The 18,904-nt window shown below is 70.4% G+C and carries 22 protein-coding genes; 9 read left to right on the top strand and 13 right to left on the bottom strand.

The window, feature by feature from the left end; genetic code table 11:
• Nucleotides 1–3: 3 nt before the first annotated feature.
• Both ACFWIW_RS29095 and sigE read right to left on the bottom strand, forming a co-directional pair.
• Nucleotides 4–681 carry an anti-sigma factor family protein gene (locus ACFWIW_RS29095; RefSeq protein ID WP_378371409.1) on the bottom strand — a complete coding sequence of 226 codons (678 nt, stop codon included), beginning with the start codon at nucleotides 679–681 and terminating at the stop codon, nucleotides 4–6.
• Nucleotides 678–1,277 (bottom strand): RNA polymerase sigma factor SigE, encoded by a 600-nt coding sequence (gene sigE, locus ACFWIW_RS29090; protein WP_016331450.1) that lies wholly within the window; start codon nucleotides 1,275–1,277, stop codon nucleotides 678–680. The genes ACFWIW_RS29095 and sigE overlap by 4 nt, the downstream gene beginning before the upstream one ends.
• 199 nt (nucleotides 1,278–1,476) lie before the next feature.
• Here sigE and ACFWIW_RS29085 point away from each other — a divergent pair, with 199 nt between their 5' ends.
• Nucleotides 1,477–2,127 carry an O-methyltransferase gene (locus ACFWIW_RS29085; protein ID WP_038519085.1) on the top strand — a complete coding sequence of 217 codons (651 nt, stop codon included), beginning with the start codon at nucleotides 1,477–1,479 and terminating at the stop codon, nucleotides 2,125–2,127.
• A 23-nt stretch (nucleotides 2,128–2,150) separates the two neighbouring features.
• Here the strand turns inward: ACFWIW_RS29085 and ACFWIW_RS29080 are convergent, their stop codons facing one another.
• Nucleotides 2,151–3,395 carry an MFS transporter gene (locus ACFWIW_RS29080; RefSeq protein ID WP_378371423.1) on the bottom strand — a complete coding sequence of 415 codons (1,245 nt, stop codon included), beginning with the start codon at nucleotides 3,393–3,395 and terminating at the stop codon, nucleotides 2,151–2,153.
• A gap of 105 nt (nucleotides 3,396–3,500) precedes the next feature.
• Between ACFWIW_RS29080 and ACFWIW_RS29075 the strand changes: the two genes are divergently transcribed.
• Both ACFWIW_RS29075 and ACFWIW_RS29070 read left to right on the top strand, forming a co-directional pair.
• Nucleotides 3,501–4,385 carry a LysR family transcriptional regulator gene (locus ACFWIW_RS29075; protein ID WP_378371408.1) on the top strand — a complete coding sequence of 295 codons (885 nt, stop codon included), beginning with the start codon at nucleotides 3,501–3,503 and terminating at the stop codon, nucleotides 4,383–4,385.
• A 69-nt stretch (nucleotides 4,386–4,454) separates the two neighbouring features.
• Nucleotides 4,455–5,066, top strand: a complete 612-nt coding sequence (locus tag ACFWIW_RS29070) for a phosphatase PAP2 family protein (protein ID WP_378371407.1) — start codon at nucleotides 4,455–4,457, stop codon at nucleotides 5,064–5,066.
• 8 nt (nucleotides 5,067–5,074) lie between these two features.
• Here the strand turns inward: ACFWIW_RS29070 and ACFWIW_RS29065 are convergent, their stop codons facing one another.
• Together ACFWIW_RS29065 and ACFWIW_RS29060 are read right to left on the bottom strand one after the other, a co-directional pair.
• Complete coding sequence (locus ACFWIW_RS29065; RefSeq protein WP_378371406.1) at nucleotides 5,075–6,529, bottom strand: leucyl aminopeptidase family protein; 1,455 nt, start codon at nucleotides 6,527–6,529, stop codon at nucleotides 5,075–5,077.
• Between the two features lie 91 nt (nucleotides 6,530–6,620).
• Nucleotides 6,621–6,788: a DUF3117 domain-containing protein gene (locus tag ACFWIW_RS29060; protein ID WP_005155393.1), complete on the bottom strand. Its 168-nt coding sequence runs from the start codon at nucleotides 6,786–6,788 to the stop codon at nucleotides 6,621–6,623.
• A gap of 196 nt (nucleotides 6,789–6,984) precedes the next feature.
• Here ACFWIW_RS29060 and ACFWIW_RS29055 point away from each other — a divergent pair, with 196 nt between their 5' ends.
• Nucleotides 6,985–7,779: an enoyl-CoA hydratase/isomerase family protein gene (locus ACFWIW_RS29055; protein WP_240595542.1), complete on the top strand. Its 795-nt coding sequence runs from the start codon at nucleotides 6,985–6,987 to the stop codon at nucleotides 7,777–7,779.
• Nucleotides 7,780–7,820: 41 nt separating this feature from the next.
• Here the strand turns inward: ACFWIW_RS29055 and ACFWIW_RS29050 are convergent, their stop codons facing one another.
• The 7 genes from ACFWIW_RS29050 to ACFWIW_RS29020 are packed head-to-tail and all read right to left on the bottom strand — an operon-like array spanning nucleotide 7,821 to nucleotide 11,437.
• The gene (locus ACFWIW_RS29050) at nucleotides 7,821–8,393 is read right to left on the bottom strand and encodes a DNA-3-methyladenine glycosylase I (RefSeq protein ID WP_378371405.1); all 573 of its coding nucleotides are present in this window, start codon (nucleotides 8,391–8,393) and stop codon (nucleotides 7,821–7,823) included.
• Nucleotides 8,386–8,835 carry an SRPBCC family protein gene (locus ACFWIW_RS29045; protein WP_378371404.1) on the bottom strand — a complete coding sequence of 150 codons (450 nt, stop codon included), beginning with the start codon at nucleotides 8,833–8,835 and terminating at the stop codon, nucleotides 8,386–8,388. The genes ACFWIW_RS29050 and ACFWIW_RS29045 overlap by 8 nt, the downstream gene beginning before the upstream one ends.
• A complete protein-coding gene (locus ACFWIW_RS29040) occupies nucleotides 8,832–9,134 on the bottom strand; it encodes a DivIVA domain-containing protein (RefSeq protein ID WP_037332168.1) in 303 nt (100 codons plus the stop codon). The genes ACFWIW_RS29045 and ACFWIW_RS29040 overlap by 4 nt, the downstream gene beginning before the upstream one ends.
• Nucleotides 9,131–9,805: a permease prefix domain 1-containing protein gene (locus tag ACFWIW_RS29035; protein ID WP_378371403.1), complete on the bottom strand. Its 675-nt coding sequence runs from the start codon at nucleotides 9,803–9,805 to the stop codon at nucleotides 9,131–9,133. Before ACFWIW_RS29035 ends, ACFWIW_RS29040 begins: the two co-directional genes overlap by 4 nt.
• Complete coding sequence (locus ACFWIW_RS29030; RefSeq protein WP_378371402.1) at nucleotides 9,802–10,452, bottom strand: permease prefix domain 1-containing protein; 651 nt, start codon at nucleotides 10,450–10,452, stop codon at nucleotides 9,802–9,804. The genes ACFWIW_RS29035 and ACFWIW_RS29030 overlap by 4 nt, the downstream gene beginning before the upstream one ends.
• A complete protein-coding gene (locus tag ACFWIW_RS29025) occupies nucleotides 10,449–11,114 on the bottom strand; it encodes a permease prefix domain 1-containing protein (protein WP_378371401.1) in 666 nt (221 codons plus the stop codon). The genes ACFWIW_RS29030 and ACFWIW_RS29025 overlap by 4 nt, the downstream gene beginning before the upstream one ends.
• Nucleotides 11,111–11,437, bottom strand: coding sequence for a helix-turn-helix transcriptional regulator (locus tag ACFWIW_RS29020; RefSeq protein ID WP_005155407.1), 327 nt, complete (start codon nucleotides 11,435–11,437; stop codon nucleotides 11,111–11,113). The genes ACFWIW_RS29025 and ACFWIW_RS29020 overlap by 4 nt, the downstream gene beginning before the upstream one ends.
• 140 nt (nucleotides 11,438–11,577) lie before the next feature.
• Here ACFWIW_RS29020 and ACFWIW_RS29015 point away from each other — a divergent pair, with 140 nt between their 5' ends.
• The 4 genes from ACFWIW_RS29015 (at nucleotide 11,578) to cydC (ending at nucleotide 17,029) form a co-directional block, all read left to right on the top strand.
• Nucleotides 11,578–12,753: a cytochrome ubiquinol oxidase subunit I gene (locus ACFWIW_RS29015; RefSeq protein WP_378371400.1), complete on the top strand. Its 1,176-nt coding sequence runs from the start codon at nucleotides 11,578–11,580 to the stop codon at nucleotides 12,751–12,753.
• A gap of 3 nt (nucleotides 12,754–12,756) precedes the next feature.
• Nucleotides 12,757–13,749 (top strand): cytochrome d ubiquinol oxidase subunit II, encoded by a 993-nt coding sequence (locus ACFWIW_RS29010; protein WP_378371399.1) that lies wholly within the window; start codon nucleotides 12,757–12,759, stop codon nucleotides 13,747–13,749.
• A 9-nt stretch (nucleotides 13,750–13,758) separates the two neighbouring features.
• Nucleotides 13,759–15,402, top strand: a complete 1,644-nt coding sequence (gene cydD / locus ACFWIW_RS29005) for a thiol reductant ABC exporter subunit CydD (RefSeq protein ID WP_378371398.1) — start codon at nucleotides 13,759–13,761, stop codon at nucleotides 15,400–15,402.
• 76 nt (nucleotides 15,403–15,478) lie between these two features.
• Nucleotides 15,479–17,029: a thiol reductant ABC exporter subunit CydC gene (gene cydC / locus ACFWIW_RS29000; protein WP_378371397.1), complete on the top strand. Its 1,551-nt coding sequence runs from the start codon at nucleotides 15,479–15,481 to the stop codon at nucleotides 17,027–17,029.
• Here the strand turns inward: cydC and ACFWIW_RS28995 are convergent.
• The gene (locus ACFWIW_RS28995) at nucleotides 17,018–17,920 is read right to left on the bottom strand and encodes a glucosyl-3-phosphoglycerate synthase (RefSeq protein ID WP_378371396.1); all 903 of its coding nucleotides are present in this window, start codon (nucleotides 17,918–17,920) and stop codon (nucleotides 17,018–17,020) included. The two genes, cydC and ACFWIW_RS28995, sit on opposite strands and share 12 nt — an antisense overlap.
• Before the next feature lie 51 nt (nucleotides 17,921–17,971).
• Here ACFWIW_RS28995 and ACFWIW_RS28990 point away from each other — a divergent pair, with 51 nt between their 5' ends.
• On the top strand, nucleotides 17,972–18,646 hold the full coding sequence (locus ACFWIW_RS28990; protein WP_378371395.1) for a lysophospholipid acyltransferase family protein: 675 nt from the start codon (nucleotides 17,972–17,974) through the stop codon (nucleotides 18,644–18,646).
• The last annotated feature ends 258 nt before the right edge of the window (nucleotides 18,647–18,904 follow it).

The raw sequence follows: 18,904 nt of genomic DNA, 5'->3' as shown, positions 1-18,904 counted from the left end.
GGATCAGCGGGCCGAGACGGGCATGGGCACGCTGGACGTGCTCGGGCTCGGCGTGGTGCTGCGCGGCGGTTCCGGCTGGGTGCCGCCGCCCAGCTGCGCGGGCAGCAGACCGGCGTTGACGCCTTGCGGCGGGGTGAAACCGGTGGCCGGCTGGTCTTCGGTGCCGTCACCCGAGGTCGCGACCAGGGCCAGGGCGCTCAGCACCAGACCCGAAACGACGACTCCGGCGCCTTGCGCGTACTTCCGCCGGGCGAGACCGAACCGCCCGCCGCCGAGGACGTTCGGCGACTGGCCCAGCGGCGCCGATGATCCCAACGGCGCGGTACCGCCCAGGACTCCGGTGTCGCGAAGGCCGGCGACCCTGTCCGGCCGCTGGATGGCCACGAGCTGGCCGTCGGCGGTCATCGCCAGGTTGTCCGGCGTGCCGGGAAGTTCGGTGTTCTGCGGGATGGAGCAAAGGCTGGCCAGGAAACCCGCCGACATCGACGGGGCTCCCGCCTGCTTCACGGCCGCGACGGCCTGGCGCTGGGCGGTCACTTCGGCGGCACAGGACTGGCAACGGGCGATATGCGCCGAAGCCCTGTCCTGGGCGCCGAGGGACAGCTCGCCGTCCACGAAGGCGACGATGGCGTCCGGAAGCAGATGCGACTCGGGGAGTCCCCAACCTCGCGGTGCGGTCATACCCCCACCTTCGCAGACTCCTGCGCCGCGGCGCGACGACGCTCCAAAGAAGCGCGAAGCGCCTGGCGGCCGCGGTGGATCCGGCTGCGCACGGTGCCGAGCTTGACACCGAGGGTGGCGCCGATCTCCTCGTACGAGAGGCCTTCGACGTCGCACAGCACGACCGCGGCACGGAACTCGGGCGGCAACTCGTCGAGCGCGGCCTGCAGGTCCGGGTCGAGATGAGTGTCCGAGTAGACCTGCTCGGGGCTCGGGTCGTCACCGACGATGCGGTCGGTGTCCTCGGGGAGGCCTTCCATCCGCACGCGCGAGCGGCGGCGGGCCATGTCGAGGAAGAGGTTCGTGGTGATGCGGTGCAGCCAGCCTTCGAACGTGCCGGGCTTGTACGACGCGAGCGAGCGGAAGACCCGGATGAAGGTCTCCTGTGTCAGGTCCTCGGCGTCGTGGGCGTTACCGGTCAGGCGGTATGCCAGCCGGTACACGCGGTCGGCGTGCTCACGCACGACCTCGTCCCACGAGGGCGGCGTCCATGCGGCCTCGTCCACCGTCACCGGCGTGACCTGATCCGCGTGCTGGTCCTGCATCGTTTCCTGCATCGGGGAAGTAGGCACCTCCATCAGCGTCTTCTCCCAACTACTCCACCCAACGCGGGCGATGAGCACGGTGTTCCCGTTGTCGAGGACCAGTCTGTCCGGCCTGCTTATGTTTCTAGTGAGACTGGACTGAGAGGAGGCTGAGAAGTCGTTACCAGGAGTCTTCTGCTCTTTTGGCGATAGGCAGCGCTAACCTCCGCGTGTGAATTCCGGGACGCATGCGGGCTCGCCTGCCGAGGCCGCCGACGCCGATCTCGTCGACGGCTACGTCCCCGACGACGAGGTACTGGCCGCCGCGCGGGCGCGGTCGGCCGATCTGGGGTGCGGTCCGCTGAGCGCGGGTGCGGGTGCGACTCTGCGTTTCCTCGCCACGACGCTCCGGGCGAAGGCCGTCGTCGAGGTCGGAACCGGGGCCGGGGTGAGCGGGTTGTGCCTGCTCGGCGGCATGGTCGACGACGGGATCCTCACTTCGATCGACATCGAGCCGGAGTACCACCGGGCGGCGCGGGCGGCGTTCCGCGAGGCAGGCTATCCGCCGGGACGGACCCGGCTGATCATGGGGCGCGCGCTCGACGTCCTCCCCCGGCTGACGCCCGGCGGCTACGACCTGGTGTTCGTCGATTCGGCGCCGGTCGAGTACCCGAGTTGCTACGAGAAGGCCGTCGCGCTGCTACGGCCCGGCGGGATACTGGCGTTCCACAACGTCTCGGGCACCAGGGTGACCGATCCCTCACGGCGTGATCCGGACACGCTCGCGCTCCGGGAGGTCGCGCGGGCCTTCCGGGAGGACGAGCGGCTGGTGCCGGCGCTGTTGCCGGTGGGCGGCGGGCTGCTGGTCGCCGCGATCGCGTAGCAAGGGACCTTTGCTACCACTTTCTACCGCCGGGGGCTGAAGGACGCCTTCACCGCATCTGACGCGGCGAAGGGCGCTTTCACCACGTGTGACGCGGGGAAAGTCCCCTTCAGCACGGCCACCGCGGCGAGGGCCAGCCAGGCGGCGGTGAGCACGATCAGCCAGGTCCAGCCCGCGTGCCCGTACACGGTCGCGCCGACGGCGCCGCCGACGCTGCTCCCGAGGTAGTACGAGAGCGTGTAGAGCCCGCCGACCTGGCCACGGGCGTTCTCGGGCGCCTCCGCCGCGGCCCAGCCGTTGGCGACGGCGTGCGCGGCGAAGAACGCGCCGGTCAGCACCACGAATCCGGCGACGACCATGGGCAGCGAGTCGGACAGGGTCAGCGCGGCGCCCGCGATCGTGAGCAGCAGGGCAGCGGCAAGCGCCCGGCGACGCCCGAACCGGCCGACGAGCTTGCCCGCCGTCGCCGACGAGACCGAGCCGATCGCGTACGCGAGGAAGACGAGCGACGCGATCGCGGGCGAGAGGTTCAGCGGCTCGCCGGTCAGGCGGAACCCGGCGGCGTTGTACAGCGCGACGAACGAGCCCATCGCCAGCAGCGCGACCGCGTACTGGACGAGCAGGACCGGCTTCCGGACGGCCGCGCCGAGCCCGGCGAGCACCGCCTTGCCCTGTTCGCGGAACCGCTCTGACCTGCGCCGATCCGCGAAAGTGGTAGCAAAGGTCCCTTGCTCCCCCGGCGGCAGGGCCAGCACCGTGACCACCGTGCAGACCAGCCCGACCACCGCGACGACGAGCAGCGCACCCTGGTAGCCGAACGGTCCGGCGGTGAACCCGGCCGCGAGCCGCCCGACCATGCCGCCGACGGTGTTCCCGGCGATCATCGCGCCCACCGCCGCCGCCAGCCCGGCCTTGCCGAGCCGTTCCGCGAGGTAGGCCGCGGCCACCCCGGGGAACCCGGCGATGGCGACCCCTTGCAGCGCCCGCAGCACGAGCAGCGCCGGATAGCTGGGCGCCAGCGGCAACAGGAAACCGAACACGACCGACGCGACCACCGAAGCGATGATCACCGGGCGCCGTCCCACCACCTCCGAAAGCGCCGCGATCGGCAGCACGGCGATCGCGAGCGCGCCGGTCGCGACGCTCACCGCGAGCGAGGCGCCGCCAGGATCGAGGTGGTACTGCTCGGCCAGTTGCGGCAGCACCGGCTGCGGCGCGTAGAGCAGCGCGAACGAGGAGATCCCGGCCGCGGCGACGGCGATCGTCACGCGGCGGGTGGTTCCGGGGGCAGGCACGTCCTCGAAGCTAAGCCTGGCTAAACGATACGTCTAATACGCTCATCTGCCACAATCGATACCGTGCTGAATGAAAGGATGACCGCCCAGCTAGCCCCCCAGCTCGCTCTGCTCACCGCACTGCGCCGCACGACGAATGTCACACGCGCGGCGGAACTGCTCGGTGTCCCGCAGCCCACGGTAAGCCGCCGGATCTCGGCGCTCGGTGAGGCCCTCGGCGCACCGCTCACAGTCCCCGACGGCCGCGGAATCCGGCTCACCCGTGCCGCCGAGCTGCTCGCCGACGCCGCGGAACGCGCGCTCGCCGCCGTCGACGCCGGGGTCCGTCAAGCCCGCGAGGAGGTCGACCCCGAATCCGGGCACATCGTCCTCGGTTTCCTGCACCTGCTCGGCCGCTCGCTGGTCCCCACGTTGCTCCGCGGCTATCGCGCGGACCACCCGGGCGTCCGGTTCACGCTGGTCCAGGGCTCACGTCAGGACATGGTCGACAGGCTGACCAGCGGCGAGCTCGACCTCGCGCTGCTCGCGCCAGCTCCTGTCGACGACCCGCTGCTCGACACCGCCGTGCTTTCCGAGCAGGAGATCTTCCTTTCCGTGCCGACGTCGCACCGTCTCGCCGACCGGCCCAGCGCCGCCATCGAGGACCTCGCGGACGAGGAGTTCGTGCTCCTCGAGACCGGCTACGGCCTCCGCACCATCACCGACGAATTGTGCGCCGCGGCAGGCTTCGAGCCGAAGATCGCCTTCGAAGGACAGGAGTCCGACACGGTCCGCGGGCTCGTCGCGGCCGGGCTCGGAGTCGCGCTGCTCCCCCGTTTCGAGCCGGGCAGCCCGGCGGGTGTCGCCGAAGTCCCGCTGGTGCCGCCGGTCGGGCGGACCATCGGGCTGGCGTGGCGTCGCGATGTGGTCCTGCCGCCCGCCGTCCTGCGGTTCCGGGAGCGGGTCCGCGCGCAGCCCTGGTGACGATCGGCAGGGTCGATCCCTGCCGATCGTCCACCGCACGGGGGCGTCGTTTTCGCTAACTTCGGGTGAATGTACGACGACATCGTGGAGTTGGCGGGCGAGAGCCCGAACTGGCTTCAGGCGACCGGAATCCTGTTCACCGAAGCAGGACTGCTCGCCTTCGCGGCGCTCTTCGCCTGGATGTTGTGGCGGGCACGCACTTCGCCCGTCCGGATGGCCGTGGCGCTGCTGCCACCCGCCGCGACCGCGGTCGCGTACCTGATCAGCGAAGGCCTGAAGAGCGTGATCCAGGAGGACCGGCCGTGCCGGAACCTCGTCACACTCGTCGACTGCCCGCCGGTCGGCGACTGGTCCTTCCCGAGCAACCACTCCACGATCGCGGCGGCGGCCGCCGTCGGGCTGGCACTCGCTTGGCGGCGACTCGCGCCGTGGGTGCTCCCGGGTGCGGTGCTGATGGGCTTCTCGCGGGTCTTCGTCGGCGCGCACTACCCGCACGACGTGCTCGCCGGGCTCGTCCTCGGCTCCGTGACGGCGTGGCTCGTCTTCCGGTTCCTGACCGGCCCCGCGACCGGGATCGCACGGCGGCTCACCGCCCACGCCGGTGACGCGCCGACCCAGCCCATGCCCAGGGTCGACCTGCGGGGCGGGAGCAAGGGACCTTTGCTACCACCCCGCAGGTAAACCGCAGGTCAGGCGTAGGAAGCGACCAGTTCGACCAGCGTCCGCGCCGCGAATCCGGTGGCCCCGGGCACGACGTCCGCGTAGGTCTTGTCGGCCCGCGCGGGGCCGGCGATGTCGAGATGCGCCCACGGCACGTCCCCGACGAACTCGCGCAGGAACAGCGCCGCGACGATGCCGCCGGGGCCGCCCGGCGCCTGCCGGACGTCGCCGAGCGAGCCCTGCACGGTCTCGGCGAGGTCCTCCAGCAGCGGCATCCGCCACCACGCCTCGCCGACCCGCTCGCCCGCCTTCGCGACCCGTTCCGCGAGCGCGTCGTCGGTGGCGAAGACACCGCCGGTGCGGACGCCGAGCGAGACCTTCATGGCGCCGGTCAGGGTCGCCGCGTCGATCACGGCGTCCGGCTTGTGCTTCTTGATGCCGTAGACGAGGGCGTCGGCCAGCACCATGCGGCCCTCGGCGTCGGTGTTGCCCACCTCGGTGGTCTTGCCGCCGTAGTGCCGGACGATGTCGCCGGGCCGGTACGACGAACCGGACACGTGGTTCTCGGCGGCGGGCACCAGCCCGGTCACCTTGACCGGCAGGCGCAGCGCGGCGATCGCGCGGACCGCGGCGATGATCGCCGCGCCGCCCGCCATGTCGGTGCGCATGAGGTGCATGCCGTCGGCCGGTTTGATCGAAAGACCACCGGTGTCGAAGGTGATGCCCTTGCCGACCAGCAGCAGATGCGTCGTCGCCCCGCGCGGCCGGTACTCCAGTTCGATCAGCCGCGGCGGCGCGGCCGATCCGCCACCGACGGCGAGGACGCCGCCGAAGCCCTGATCGGCCAGCCACTTCTCGTCCCGCGCCGTCACGGTCAGGTTCGGGATGCCGCCGGCGACCCGGGCAGCCGTGTCGGCGAGCCAGGCGGGCGTCTTGATGTTCGACGGCGTGTTCGCCAGGTCGCGCGCGAACGCGGCGGCCGCGGCGAGTTCGCGGACCCGGTCCAAGGCGTCCGCGTGACGTGTGATCAAGCGCACGGTCCGCAGGCTCGGCTTCGGCTCCTCGGCCGTCACCGTGAACCGGTAGCCGCCGAGCAGCAGCCCGAACGCGAGTTCTTCGACGTGTTCGGCGCCCGCGTCCTCGGGCAGTTCGACGGCGAAGGCACGGAACGCCTTCTGGCCCGCCTTGACGTCTTCTTCCAGCGCCGACGAAACGGCGCGGACCAGAGCCGCACCGGCCTTGCGGTACTGCTTCGGCTCGCCGTCGCCGACACCCGCCACCCAGCGGACGCCGCCGGTCGGCACGGTCTGCACGTCACCGGCCTTGCCGGTGGGCCGAACGCCGCCGATCTCCGCGAGCCCGGCGTCACCGTCCTCTTCGGACGGCGCCGCGATCAGCGTGGCCAGCGGCGTACCGCGCCTCAGGTCGTCCGAGACCTCGAGTTCGAGCAGCTTCCCCGGAACGGGGGGTAGCGGGTTACGCACAGTGAGCGACCTCCGGGCGCAGATGAACCGCGACCCCGGCCTCCGAAGGGAGACCGGGGTGCGGGTGGGTTGAACGTTGGTGCGGTCCGGCTCAGCCGGTGACCTCCTGCAAGGCCGCGCCGAGATCCTTCGCTTCTTCCGCGGAGAGTTCGACGACGAGACGCCCACCACCTTCGAGTGGTACGCGCATCACGAGGCCCCGCCCCTCCTTAGTCACTTCGAGGGGACCATCTCCGGTCCGGGGCTTCATGGCCGCCATAGCGTGCTCCCTCCGTCTCAACCGGCGCGCCCGGGTCGCGCTCGTCAAAGCCAGCCGGGTCTACTGTCCATTGTCCCTCATCAGCGGCCGAGCGCGAACGCGGACCGATCTTTTGCCGCCGTATCGGTGCTGGTATGCGGCTCGCGAGGCTGAAAGACTTCGTCTCAGACCGCAGTTTCGCCGACTAGGAGATCCCGTGACCACATCCGACGTTCTGCTGACCGCCGACGCCGATGGCGTGCGCACCTTCACGCTGAACCGGCCGCAGGCGTACAACTCGCTGACCGTCGAACTCAAGGAACTGCTGCTGGCGGGCCTGACCGAGGCCGCGGCCGACGACAGCGTCCGCGCGGTCGTGCTGACCGGTTCGGGCAAGGCGTTCTGCGCCGGGCAGGACCTGAAGGAGCACGTCGGGCTGCTGCAGGCGGGTGACCCCGCGCCGCTACACACGGTCAAGGAGCACTACAACCCGATCGTCAAGACGATCGTCGGGATGCCGAAGCCGGTCATCGCGGCGGTGAACGGCCCGGCGGCGGGCGCGGGCGCGGCCTTCGCGTACGCGAGCGACCTCCGGATCGCGGCGACGTCGGCGAACTTCCTGATGGCGTTCGCGAACGTCGGCCTCGGCCCGGACTCGGGCGCGTCGTGGACGTTGCAGCGGCTGATCGGCCTCGGCCGCGCGGCCGAGCTGATGCTGATGGCGCGCACGGTCGACTCCGCCGAGGCGCTGACGCTCGGCCTGGTCGGCGAGGTCGTCCCGGACGAGGAACTGGCCGCCCGCGCGCAGAAGGTCGCCGCGAAGCTCGCCGCCGGCCCGACGGTCGCGTACGCGAAGATCAAGAACGTCCTGTCCGTCGCCGCCGAGTCGTCCCTCGAAGAGGCGCTCGACGCCGAGGACGCGGCCCAGACCGCGCTGGGCGCGACGGCCGACCACACCGAGGCCGTCGAGGCGTTCGTGGGCAAGCGCAAGCCGAACTTCCAGGGCAAGTAAACCTCGTGAGTGGCAAGGACGGTTCTAACCGTCCTTGCCACTCACGAGGCGGCCCGGAAGCAGTCCTTCACGTGGTCGTCGACCATCCCGGTCGCCTGCATCAGCGCGTAGCAGGTCGTCGGCCCGAGGAACACGAAGCCGCGCTTCTTGAGTTCCTTCGCCATCGCCTTCGACTCGTCGGTGATCGCCGGGACGTCCGCCATCCGCCGCGGCCGGGCGTGCGAGGAGGGCGCGAACGACCACAGCAGGTCGTCCAACGAACCATCCAGTTCCGAAATCGCCCGCGCGTTGGTGATCGCCGCCAGGATCTTCGCCCGGTTCCGCACGATCGACGCGTCTTCCATCAGCCGAGCGACGTCGTCGTCGGTGAAGGCCGCGACCTTCTTCGGCTTGAACTTCTTGAACGCCTTCCGGAACGACTCCCGTTTCCGCAGGATCGTGATCCACGAAAGCCCGGACTGGAACGACTCCAGGCACAGGCGCTCGTACAGCTCTTCGTCGCCGTGGAGCGGGACGCCCCACTCGGTGTCGTGGTACTCGGCGTAGTCCGGGGCCGAGTTACCCCACGAACACCGCTTGATCCCGTCCGCGCCCAGCAGACCCGCCTCAGCCAACCCTGTACCCCTCCGCGTACTTCACGAATCTCTGCAGGCACAACCGCAGTCCCAGTTCGAAGCCCGGTTTCGCGACCGGCCAGCCGAGCCGTCCGACGACGCCGAACGGCGGCCGCAGATGCTCCGCCCAGACGAACGTCGAGGAATGCGGCCCCTTCTCGATCACCTGGAAGACCCCGGTGCCCTGCACGATCTTGCCGAGATGCCGCACGACGCAGCGCAGCGGCGGTTCCCAGCTGGTGATCTCCATGGTGTCGGTGAAGCCGATCCCGGCGACACCGGTGAACGCCGACAGCTTCGAACCCACGCTACGCCCGTTGCCCTCGACGACCTTGACCTCGGTGCCGAGCATCCATTCGCCCTGGCGTTCCCAGTCGGTCAGGGCGAGCCAAGCCGTCCCGGCCGGTACCGCGACGTCGACGGAGACGACGACATCGGTCACCTGGCGCCCTCGCGCTCGGCCTCCAGTTCGGCCACTTTGGCCCGCAGGTCCTCGATCTCGACGCCGAGCCGCCGCATCACCCAGTCCACTTCGGACATCTTGTAGCCGCGCAGCACCATCTGATAGCGGACGGCATGGACGTCCTCGGCGGTGATGTCCTCCGCGGGCAGCCTGGTCGGCGAGCCGCCTGGAGGCAGCGGGGCCAGCTCCTCACCCCTGCCGAACACCACGGCGGCCAGCAGAAACACCACGGCGGCCACCAGCAGCATGACTACGAGATAGATCAGGGCGGTCGTCACGCCACGATCGTGGCACACGAACGCCACGATCGTCGCGCCAGCAACGCGAGTCGCACGCTGAGCACCACCCAGAGCACCATGAGGATCCCGCACGGCACCGACAGGAACAGTCTCGACGCGTCGATGAATCCGGTCGCGATCACCAGCAGCGCCACCGAAAGCAGGTTCAGCCCGACGGCCTCACCGATCAGTACGCCGGCGGTCCTGACCAGCCGGGCGCCGTCCATCCGCCGGGAAAGCCAGCGCATGGAGACCAGCGCGACCACGCCCAGCATCGGCACGATGAACACCGAGCCGTGGGTGAACTGGGCGACGTACTTGTACCAACCCGGGGTCGGCGTCGTGAGCTGCGACCAGTCGCCGAAGGTCCATTCGCGGGCGAACTCCCAGGCGAGCTGCATCATCGGCACGCCGAGGATCAGCTTCCACAGGGTGCGGGTGCCGCTGTGCATCCCCAGTTCGGCCTGATAGTCCCGCGCGATCAGGTGCACCGGCCCGAAATCGGCGACGGCACGCCGCTGCGCCTCTTGTTCGCTCCAGCCGCCGTCGCGATACGCGTCCGCGGCGTCGTTGAGCCCGTCCCGCGCCTCACGCAACAGGTCCCGCTTCGCCGACGCCGGGCCGTCCAGCCGGGTGCGCAGCTCCCCGAGGTACGCCTCGATCACCGTCATGCCGTGGCTCTCCGGCTCCGCGCGGCGACCGTGAGCCGCATGCTGAACAGGATCCAGGTTCCGGACATGACCGCGCACGGCACGCTGACGATCATGCGGGCGGGCTCCAGCAACCCGGTCGCGCCGCCGTACGTCGCGACCGCGAGCAGATTCAGCCCCACCGCCCCGGCCAGCGACCACGAGACGACGCGAGCGGCGAACGGACCGCCCGCGCGCCGCGAGAGCAACCGTGCCGCGAGCAACCCGGCGACCGCGACGGCCGGGGACAGCGCCGCGAGCGTGTCGGCCGCGCCGATCGCGCGGTGGTACCAGGACGGCGAGTCGCCGAAGCCCGACCAATCCCCGAAACCCCGGGCGAGATCCCAGCCGAGGATCAGCAGCGGGACACCCACGATCAGCTCCCACAGCACGCGGATGTCGCGTCGCAGCCCCAGTTCCGCCTGGTAGTCGCGGGCGATCAGGTCCACCGGGCCGAAATCGGCGACGGCACGGCGTTCGGCCTCCGCCTCGTCGGCACCACCCTCGCGATAGGCCTCGGCCGCGTCGGTCAGACCGTCCCTGGCCTCGGTGAGCAGATCGGACTTCGCCGACGACGGCCCGCGCAACCGGGCGTCCAGATCGCCGATGTAGGCCTCGATCGCGTTCATGCGGCGAGCGCGGGCCGGGGCCGGAAAGCCGGTTGGAGCAGCCAGAAACTGAACGCGACCCAGCCGAGTGCCAGCACGTTGCACACCAGGCTCACGTTCAGCCTCGACGGATCGAGGACCGTCGTGCCCACGGTGAGCAGCAACAACGCCAGCAGGTTCGTACTCGCCGCGGCGCCCACCGTCCACCGCGTCACCTTCCCCAGGCTCACACTGTCGAGCCTGCGCCCCAGCCGTCGCGTCCCGAACAGCGCGGCCACTCCGATCACGGGCGGAACGAGGACCAGGATGCCGAAGAGTTCGATGACGGACATGTACCACTCCGGATGCGCGTTCCCGCTCCGGCTCCAGTCGCCGTAGGTCCAGATCCGCGCCAGCTCCCAGGTCACCTGGATCAGCGGCACACCGATGATGACCTTCCACAACGTGCCGATGTCGCCGCGCAACGCCAGCTCGGCCTGGTACTCACGGGCGATCACGGCGGCCGGGCCGAAATCGGCGACGGCACGGCGTTCGGCCTCCGCCTCGTCGATACCACCCTCGCGGTACGCCTCGGCCGCGTCGATCAGACCGTCCCTGGCCTCGGTGAGCAGATCGGCCTTCGCCCCCGCCGACCCGCGCAACCGGGCGTCCAGATCGCCGATATAGGCCTCGATCGTGCTCATGCCGTGCTCCCCCCGAGGACACCACCGATCACGGTGGTGAACTCCTGCCACTCCGCTCGTTCCGCCGCCAAGGCCTTCTGCCCGGAGCGGGTGAGCTTGTACGTACGACGTTTGCGGCCGGACACGACGTCCCACTCGCTGGCGAGGAATCCGGCGCGTTCCAACCGGCGAAGCGCCGGGTAGACGGTGCCCGTCGGCAGGTCGAGCGCGCCGTCGCTGCGGAGCTGGAGCGCCTCGATGATGGCGTACCCGTGCAGCTTCCGGCCGTCGAGGACGGCGAGGAGCAGCGCGTCGAGGTGCCCGCGCAGACTGTCGGCCTTCATAGATAGACAGTCTACACATCGCCGCATACCAGGGTAGCCGGGACTTTCCCGGACCGACCTCAGGGAATGTCCCCGAGATCACCCCGATTTCATAGATTTAGTGGCTACATGTAGCCAGCCTACGTATACAGTGCCTCGACATGGACGCACTCCCGATCGCGAGACTCCAGTTCGCGACGACGACCTCGTTCCACTTCCTGTTCGTGCTGCTCACACTGGGGCTCGTGACACTCGTCGCGGTGATGCAGACACGCTCCGCGTTCGGTGGCAAGCCGGAGCTCACGCGGATGACTCGCTTCTGGGGCAAGCTTTACGTCATCAATTACGCGCTGGGAATCGTCACCGGAATCGTGATGGAATTCCAGTTCGGACTGACTTGGACCGGCCTGTCCGCGGTCGCGGGCGACGTCTTCGGCGCCCCGCTGGCCATCGAGACGCTGGTGGCGTTCTTCGCCGAATCGACCTTCCTTGGGCTGTGGATCTTCGGCTGGGGGCGGCTGAACAAATGGGTCCACCTGACGCTGATCTGGCTGGTCACGCTGACCGCGTACGCCTCGGCGCTGTTCATCATGGTGGCCAACTCGTTCCTGCAGAACCCGGTCGGCACCCACGCCGAGAACGGCGTGCTGAAGCTCGACGACTTCGGCGCCCTGTTCACCAACCCGGCGCTGACGAGCTCGCTGCCGCACGTGCTGAGCGCGGCGCTCATGACCGGCGGCTTCTTCGTGGTCGGCGTCAGCGCGTACCACTTCATCAAGCGCACCAAGGAGATCGAGTTCTTCCGGCGTTCGATGCGCATCGGCGTGCTCGCCTCGCTGGTCGGCAGCACGCTGGTGATCGGTTTCGGTTTCGGCCAGTTCGGTCCGCTGGGCGAATACCACCCCGACAAGCTCAAGTCGCCCGATCCGCTGGTCGGCGCCTCGCTGGGCTTCATGATCCAGATCGGGTTCATCGCCTTCCTCGCCTCGATCCTCGGCACTTTGCTGCTCTTCCGGAACTGGATCACCAAGGTGCGGCCGCTGCTGTACGTGATGGTGCTGGCCATTCCGCTGCCGTTCGTCGCGGCGATCCTCGGCTGGCTGGTGCGCGAGATCGGCCGTCAGCCGTGGCTGATCCGCGGGCAGCTGACCACCGCCGACGCCGTCGCGGCGATCCCGGCGGGGCAGATCCTGTTCTCCTTCATCGCTTTCACGCTGTTGTTCCTGGTGCTCGCGATCGCCGACTGGGTGCTGATGTCGCGGGTCGCCAAACGCGGTCCGGACCCCGTCGAGACGGCCGCGCCCCGTGCCGAACTTCCCGTCCTGAGCGGAGTCTGACCGATGGTGATCCTCTGGTGGTGTGTGCTCGGTTTCCTGACGGCCGGCTATTTCGCGCTGGCGGGCTACGACTACGGCGTCGGGATGCTGCTCGGCAGGCTCAGCCGTGACGAGGCCGGGCGAAGGCGCGTGCTCGGCGCTTTCGGCCCGTTCTTCCTGGCCAACGAGGTGTGGCTGGTGGCCGCGGTCGGCGTCCTGTTCGGTGCTTTCCCGCATCTGGAAGGGAAAGTGTTCTCCGGGGCGTACCTTCCGGTCGTCACCCTGCTGCTCGGGCTCGTCACGTTCACCGCGGCGGTGCAGTTGCGCAGCAGGCGGCCGGACGCGGGCCGCGGCGCCTGGACACTGGCGATCACCGTCGGCGCCTGGGTGACGGCGGTGTCCTGGGGTGTGTTCCTCGGCAATCTCGTGCTCGGGCTCCCGCTCGACGCGGCCGGGAAGCCGACCGGCGACGTCCTCGCGGTGTTCAGCCCGTACGCGCTGCTCTGGGGTGCCGGGTTCGTCGCGCTGTTCGCCTTGCAGGGAGCGGCTTTCCTGGCCGTCCGGGCGCCGGCGGAGTTCACCGCCCGCGCGAACAGGATCGCCAAGGCACTGCTCGCGCCGGCGCTCGCGTTTCTGGTCGTGGCGGTCGTGTGGGGCGCTGTCGAGACCACCGCGTCGTGGTCGGTGCTGCCCGCGATCGTGCTGGCGTTCGGTGCGCTGGGCGTCGCGGCCGCGGCCTTGCGCGCGGGGCGGCACAAGGCGGCACTGGTCGCCACGATGACGTTGTCCGCGTCGCCGGTGCTGGCGGTGGGCACCCTGCGCCTGCCGGACGCGCTGGTGTCCTCTGTGGACGGAGGCTTCTCGTTGAGCCTGACGGAAGCGGCCACCAGCACCGAGATGCTCGGCCTGCTCACCATCGTCCTGCCGCCCGCGCTGGTGGCGATCGCCGCCGTGCAGTGGGTGACCTGGCGCAGGCACGACACCCGCGTCGACCAGCGTTCGCTGCTGCACTTCTAGGAGCCCGAGATGCCTCCCCTTCCCGGATTGCGCCGCCATTTCGGCGTACTGGCCGTCCTCGGCACGCTGACCGCAGCGGCGATCCTCGTCCAGGCCGACGGCCTCGCGACGCTGCTCACCGGTGGCGGCGTGACCTGGACGCTCGTGGCCGCCATCGCCGTACGGGCGTTGCTCGCGGGCGTCCAGGGTTCCGTCGGCGGCCGGTTCGCGGCGACGGTCAAATCCGGGCTGCGCAAACGGCTTCTCGGCGCGGAGGCGGACAACCCCGGCAAGGTCGCGACCCTGGTGACCAAGGGCATCGACGCGAGCGACGCCTATCTGACCGGCTATCTGCCGACGGTGGTGCTCTCGGCGATCATCCCGGTCGCGGTGCTCGTCCGGCTGTTCGCCGCGGATCTGTCGTCGGCGCTGATCATCCTCGCGACGTTGCCGCTGATCCCGGTGTTCGCGATCCTGGTCGGGCAGCACACGAAAGCGAAGACCGCCAAACAGTGGGCGCTGCTTTCCAAGCTGGGCGGGGATTTCCTCGACGTCGTGCGCGGGCTCGGCACGCTCAAGGTATTCGGCCGCGCGGAGGCGCAGGCGAAGACCGTGCGGGCGATGGCGGACGCGCACACCGACGCGACCATGCGCACACTGCGGGTCGCGTTCCTGTCCGCACTGGTACTGGAACTGGTGGCGACGCTCTCGGTGGCACTGGTCGCGGTACCGATCGGCTTCCGGCTGTTGGAAGGAGGCATGGTCGTGCACACCGCGGTGCTGGTCCTGCTGCTCGCTCCCGAGGCTTACCTGCCGCTGCGGGCAGCCGGGGCGAAGTTCCACGCCAGCGCGGAAGGGCTCGCAACGCTGCGGGAGGCGCTGGCCGTCCGTACGGAGGACGTCGCCGGGGGTTCGCGGGTGGCCCGCCGCGGTGCGCCCCGGATCGTGCTGGAGAAGGTGAGCGTCGCGTACGGCGACGAGACCGTGTTGTCCGAAGTGGACATGACGATCGAGCCGGGTGAGCACGTCGCGCTGGTGGGGCCCAGCGGTTCCGGGAAGAGCACGTTGCTGGCGGTCCTGCTGGGTTTCGTCACGCCGACGTCCGGCCGGGTCCTCGTCGACGGCGTCGACCTGCGCGACCTGGATCCGGCCGCGTGGCGGGCCGGGACGGCGTGGGTGCCGCAGCGGCCGACGCTGTTCACCGGGACCGTCGAGGAGAACATCGCCATGGGCCAGGTGCCGGACGTCCAGGCCGCGGCGCGCGCGGCGGCGTTCGACGAGGTCGTGCGCGGACTGCCCGACGGCTACCGCACCCGGATCGGCGAACTGGGCGCGCCGCTTTCCGCCGGTCAGCGGCAACGGCTCGGCCTCGCCAGGGCGCTGGCCCGTACCGAGGCGGGCCTGGCGCTGCTCGACGAGCCGACCGCCAGGCTCGACGCGGGAACCGAAGCCGCCGTGCTCGGCGCGACCCGTGAACTGCTCACCGGCCGGACCGCGGTGCTCGTCGCCCACCGGCCCGCGATGGCCGCGCTGGCCACCCGCGTCCTCGAAGTCCACGATGGCGCCGTACTAGCAGTAGGCGGAGCTGAAGATGCACCTCGGGCGGTGAACCCGCCACGGCCGAAGGCCCCGCTATCGCGGTGGCAGGACGCCACCTCCGCATCGGCGAGGTGAATGACCGACCAGCGTCCTGCCGACGTCGATCGCGGACGCGGGTTCACCGACGAACACTGAGAGAACGGGAACTGGTGTGAACGCCTGGGGAGTGTCCACAAAGGACGTCGTACGGCTGGCCCGTGCCGGGCTGATCGGGGCCGGAGCCGAGCTGGCGGGGCTGGCGCTGATGGCCACCGCCGCGTGGCTGCTGTTGAAGGCGGCCGAGCAGCCGCCGCTGGCGTCGCTCACCGTGGCGATCGTCGCCGTCCGGACCCTGGCGTTGCTGCGCGGCGGGCTGCGGTACGCGGAACGGCTCGCCGGGCACGAGGTCGTCCTGCGTTATCTCGGCGCCTTGCGGACCCGCGTGTACACGTCGCTGCTGCCGCACCGGGTCTCGCGGCATTCGGGCGGCGATCTCGTCACCCGGCTGGTGTCCGATGTGGACGCCGTACAGGACGCGATCCTGCGCTGCCTGCTGCCCGCCGGGGTCGCCGCGTTCGTCGGCGCGGTGTCGACGACGATCGCGCTGATCGTCAGCCCGGCCGCCGGGCTCGTGCTGGCGCTCGGACTCGCCGTCGCGGGGATCGGCTTGCCGTGGCTGTGCGTGCGGATCACCCGCGCGGCGGCGGAAGCGAGCGCTCCGGCCCGCGCGGACCTCGCCGAACGGTCGGTCGAACTGATCACCGGGCGCCGCGAGCTGATCGCCTACGGCGTCCACGAGTCCACTGTGGACGCCGCACACACCGCCGTCGACGCGCTCGCCTCGCGGGACCGGGCGACGGCGAACCGGACGAGCCTGCTGACCGCGGCCGGGATCCTCGTCCAGCTGCTGACCTGCGTCGCGATCGCGCTGACCGCCGGGGTTTCACCGCCGCTGACCGCGGCACTCGCGCTGGGCGCGCTGGCCGTGTTCGAGCTGGTGCTCCCCCTGACCGCGGCCGCCCAGCGCTGGGTCGAGGTCCGCGCGTCGGCCGAGCGGGTGCGCGCACTGCTGACCGAACCGCCGCCCGCGCGCGGGACCGCGGTGCCCGAACCGGGACACCTGCGGCTCGAAGGCGTCGGCGTCCACTTCGCGGGAAGAGCCGCGGCGCTGGACGACGTCGACCTCGACCTGCCGCCGGGCAAGCGCGTCGGGATCGTGGGGCCGAGCGGGGCCGGGAAGACGACGTTGCTGAACGTCCTGCTGGGTGCCGTGGCGCCGACGTCCGGGCGCGCTCTGCTGAACGGGAAACCGCTGGACACCTACGATCCGGCGCTGCTGCCGTCGGTGATTTCGGGCGCGCTCGCGGACGCGCACGTCTTCCACACGACGGTCCGCGAGAACCTGCTGCTCGCGAAGCCCGGCTCGTCCGACGCCGAACTGCTCGACGCGTGCGCCACGGCCGGTTTCGATCTGCCGCTGGACCGCGAAGTCGGCTCCGACGGTGACACGCTGTCCGGCGGGCAGCGCCAGCGGCTCATCCTGGCGAGAGCAGTGCTCTCGGCACCGCCGATCCTCGTGCTGGACGAACCCGTCGAGGGCCTGGATCCGGCGCACGGCGACGCCGTCCTGGCGAACGTGCTCGCCGCCGCGCGCGGCACCGTAGTCCTCGTGACGCATCGCGAGTCGCAGGTGGCCGGGTTCGACGAGGTTCTACGCCTCTAGACCGCGCACTTCCCGCATCGGCGGCCGGTCGCTGACCGACACCTCGGCCACCTCCGGCAGCCATTCGTCACCCACCTGCGCGAACTGGGTGAGCTGGGCCGGGTCGTCGGACTTGACGCCGCAGCGCGCGAGCGCCGTCCCGAGGATCTGGCGTGCCATCACGCCCAGCTGAAGCAGCGAGCGGTTGCGATGCTTGCGTACGCCGAGGTTGACCTGAGCGAGCCCTTCGAGGCCGTAGCGCGCTTCGGCGTCGAGGATGAGCCCGATCTCGACGCCGTACCCGGCCGCGAAGGGCACTGACTCGAGGAACTCGCGCGTAGCGGCGTACTCGCCTCCAAGGGGCTGGATGAGCCCAGAGAGCGACGGGCGCAGCGCCGACAGGACCGGCCGCGCCAGCAGCTCGGTGACCCGGCCGCCGCCGCTGCTCTCCAACCGCAGCGGCCGCCGGTAGAAGCCCTTGACCAGGTGGACGCCGTCCTCGCAGAGCAGGGGCCCGAGCAGGGTCGGCACGAACGCCGGATCCGGGTCGACGAGGTCGGAGTCGAGGAACACGACGACGTCACCGGTCGTCGCGGCCAGCGACCGCCACAGCACCTCGCCCTTGCCCGGTACCGGCGGCAGCTCGGGGAGCACGTCCTCGCGGTGCACCACGCGCGCGCCGGCGCGGGCGGCGAGCTCGGGGGTGGCGTCGGTGGACCCCGAGTCCATCACGACCAGCTCGTCGACGACCGTGCCCAGCAACGGGCGGACCGTCCCGACGACCTGGGCGACGGTGTCCTCTTCGTCGAGTGCCGGTAGCACGACCGAAACCGTGCGGTCACCCTTCGCAGCGACGATGTCTTCGACCGTCCAGCCGGGGTTCTGCCACGTACGCCGCTCGAACCAACTCATGAGTAGTGATCGTGCCATGCTGGAGTCCGACACCCTGTCGATGGAGGAACCTTGCTACCGCTACTCGTCCGATTCGTGCTCGGACCGCTGGTCAGAGCGCTGTACCGCCCCGAGATCCGCGGCGTGGAGAACATCCCCGCCACCGGCGCGGTGCTGCTGGCACCCAACCACCGGGCGGCGCTGGACACCGGCGTGATCACTTTCACGGCGATGCGGCAGGTCAAGTTCCTCGGCAAGGCGGAGTACTTCACCGGCCGAGGGCTCAAGGGCAAACTGATGGCCGGTTTCCTGGGCGGCCTCGGCTACGTCCCGGTCGAACGCGGCAACGCGCAGGCCGGTCTCGCCGCGCTGGAAGCGGCGCGGAAGGTGCTCGACGCGGGCGGCGCGTTCGCGATCTATCCGGAAGGCACCCGCTCGCTGGACGGGCGGCTGCACCGCGGGCACACCGGTGTCGCGGCGCTCGCGCTGGCGACCGGCGCGAAGGTCGTGCCCGTCGCGCTGACCGGGACCGAGAACCTGCAGCCCGCCGGGAAACGGATCCCGCGGCGGGCGAAGATCACCGTCACCTACGGCGAGCCGCTGGACTTCTCGCGGTACGAGGGGCAGGACTCGTCGCCCGCGATCCGGCGCTCGGTGACCGACGAGATCATGTACGCGATCCTGGAGCTTTCGGGGCAGGAGTACGTCGACTCTTACCACAAACGGCCTGATCAGAGCGCTGCCTGACGGTCTTGCCGGGCCGGGGTGGTAGCAAAGGTCCCTTGCTCCCCTTCCGCAGGTCAGCGCGGTGACTGTGTGGATTTCGGGTCATCTGACGCACCAAAACCACACAGTCAGTAGGCGCCGCTACGCGGAGTGCGGGGTGTGTGGATATAGGGACACTCAACGTCCCTATATCCACACACCCCCCCCGGGTTGCAAAGTGCCCGGGACCCCCCCCCCCCCCCGGCCGGGGCGGGGGGGGCGCCCGAAAAAACCCCCACG

This window comes from Amycolatopsis sp. NPDC058340, assembly GCF_042723975.1.
Lineage (GTDB): Bacteria > Actinomycetota > Actinomycetes > Mycobacteriales > Pseudonocardiaceae > Amycolatopsis.
Note: the sequence above shows the minus strand (reverse complement) of the source record. Positions and strands in the feature narration are given on the sequence as shown.

What these genes read in the sequence shown, in the direction of transcription:
- ACFWIW_RS29095 (WP_378371409.1), bottom strand. Translation starts at nt 681, where the DNA reads ATGACCGCACCGCGAGGTTGGGGACTCCCCGAGTCGCATCTGCTTCCG.
- sigE (WP_016331450.1), bottom strand. Translation starts at nt 1,277, where the DNA reads ATGCAGGAAACGATGCAGGACCAGCACGCGGATCAGGTCACGCCGGTG.
- ACFWIW_RS29075 (WP_378371408.1), top strand. Translation starts at nt 3,501, where the DNA reads ATGACCGCCCAGCTAGCCCCCCAGCTCGCTCTGCTCACCGCACTGCGC.
- ACFWIW_RS29070 (WP_378371407.1), top strand. Translation starts at nt 4,455, where the DNA reads ATGTACGACGACATCGTGGAGTTGGCGGGCGAGAGCCCGAACTGGCTT.
- ACFWIW_RS29060 (WP_005155393.1), bottom strand. Translation starts at nt 6,788, where the DNA reads ATGGCGGCCATGAAGCCCCGGACCGGAGATGGTCCCCTCGAAGTGACT.
- ACFWIW_RS29035 (WP_378371403.1), bottom strand. Translation starts at nt 9,805, where the DNA reads ATGACGGTGATCGAGGCGTACCTCGGGGAGCTGCGCACCCGGCTGGAC.
- ACFWIW_RS29030 (WP_378371402.1), bottom strand. Translation starts at nt 10,452, where the DNA reads ATGAACGCGATCGAGGCCTACATCGGCGATCTGGACGCCCGGTTGCGC.
- ACFWIW_RS29025 (WP_378371401.1), bottom strand. Translation starts at nt 11,114, where the DNA reads ATGAGCACGATCGAGGCCTATATCGGCGATCTGGACGCCCGGTTGCGC.
- ACFWIW_RS29020 (WP_005155407.1), bottom strand. Translation starts at nt 11,437, where the DNA reads ATGAAGGCCGACAGTCTGCGCGGGCACCTCGACGCGCTGCTCCTCGCC.
- ACFWIW_RS29015 (WP_378371400.1), top strand. Translation starts at nt 11,578, where the DNA reads ATGGACGCACTCCCGATCGCGAGACTCCAGTTCGCGACGACGACCTCG.
- ACFWIW_RS29010 (WP_378371399.1), top strand. Translation starts at nt 12,757, where the DNA reads ATGGTGATCCTCTGGTGGTGTGTGCTCGGTTTCCTGACGGCCGGCTAT.
- cydD (WP_378371398.1), top strand. Translation starts at nt 13,759, where the DNA reads ATGCCTCCCCTTCCCGGATTGCGCCGCCATTTCGGCGTACTGGCCGTC.
- ACFWIW_RS28995 (WP_378371396.1), bottom strand. Translation starts at nt 17,920, where the DNA reads ATGAGTTGGTTCGAGCGGCGTACGTGGCAGAACCCCGGCTGGACGGTC.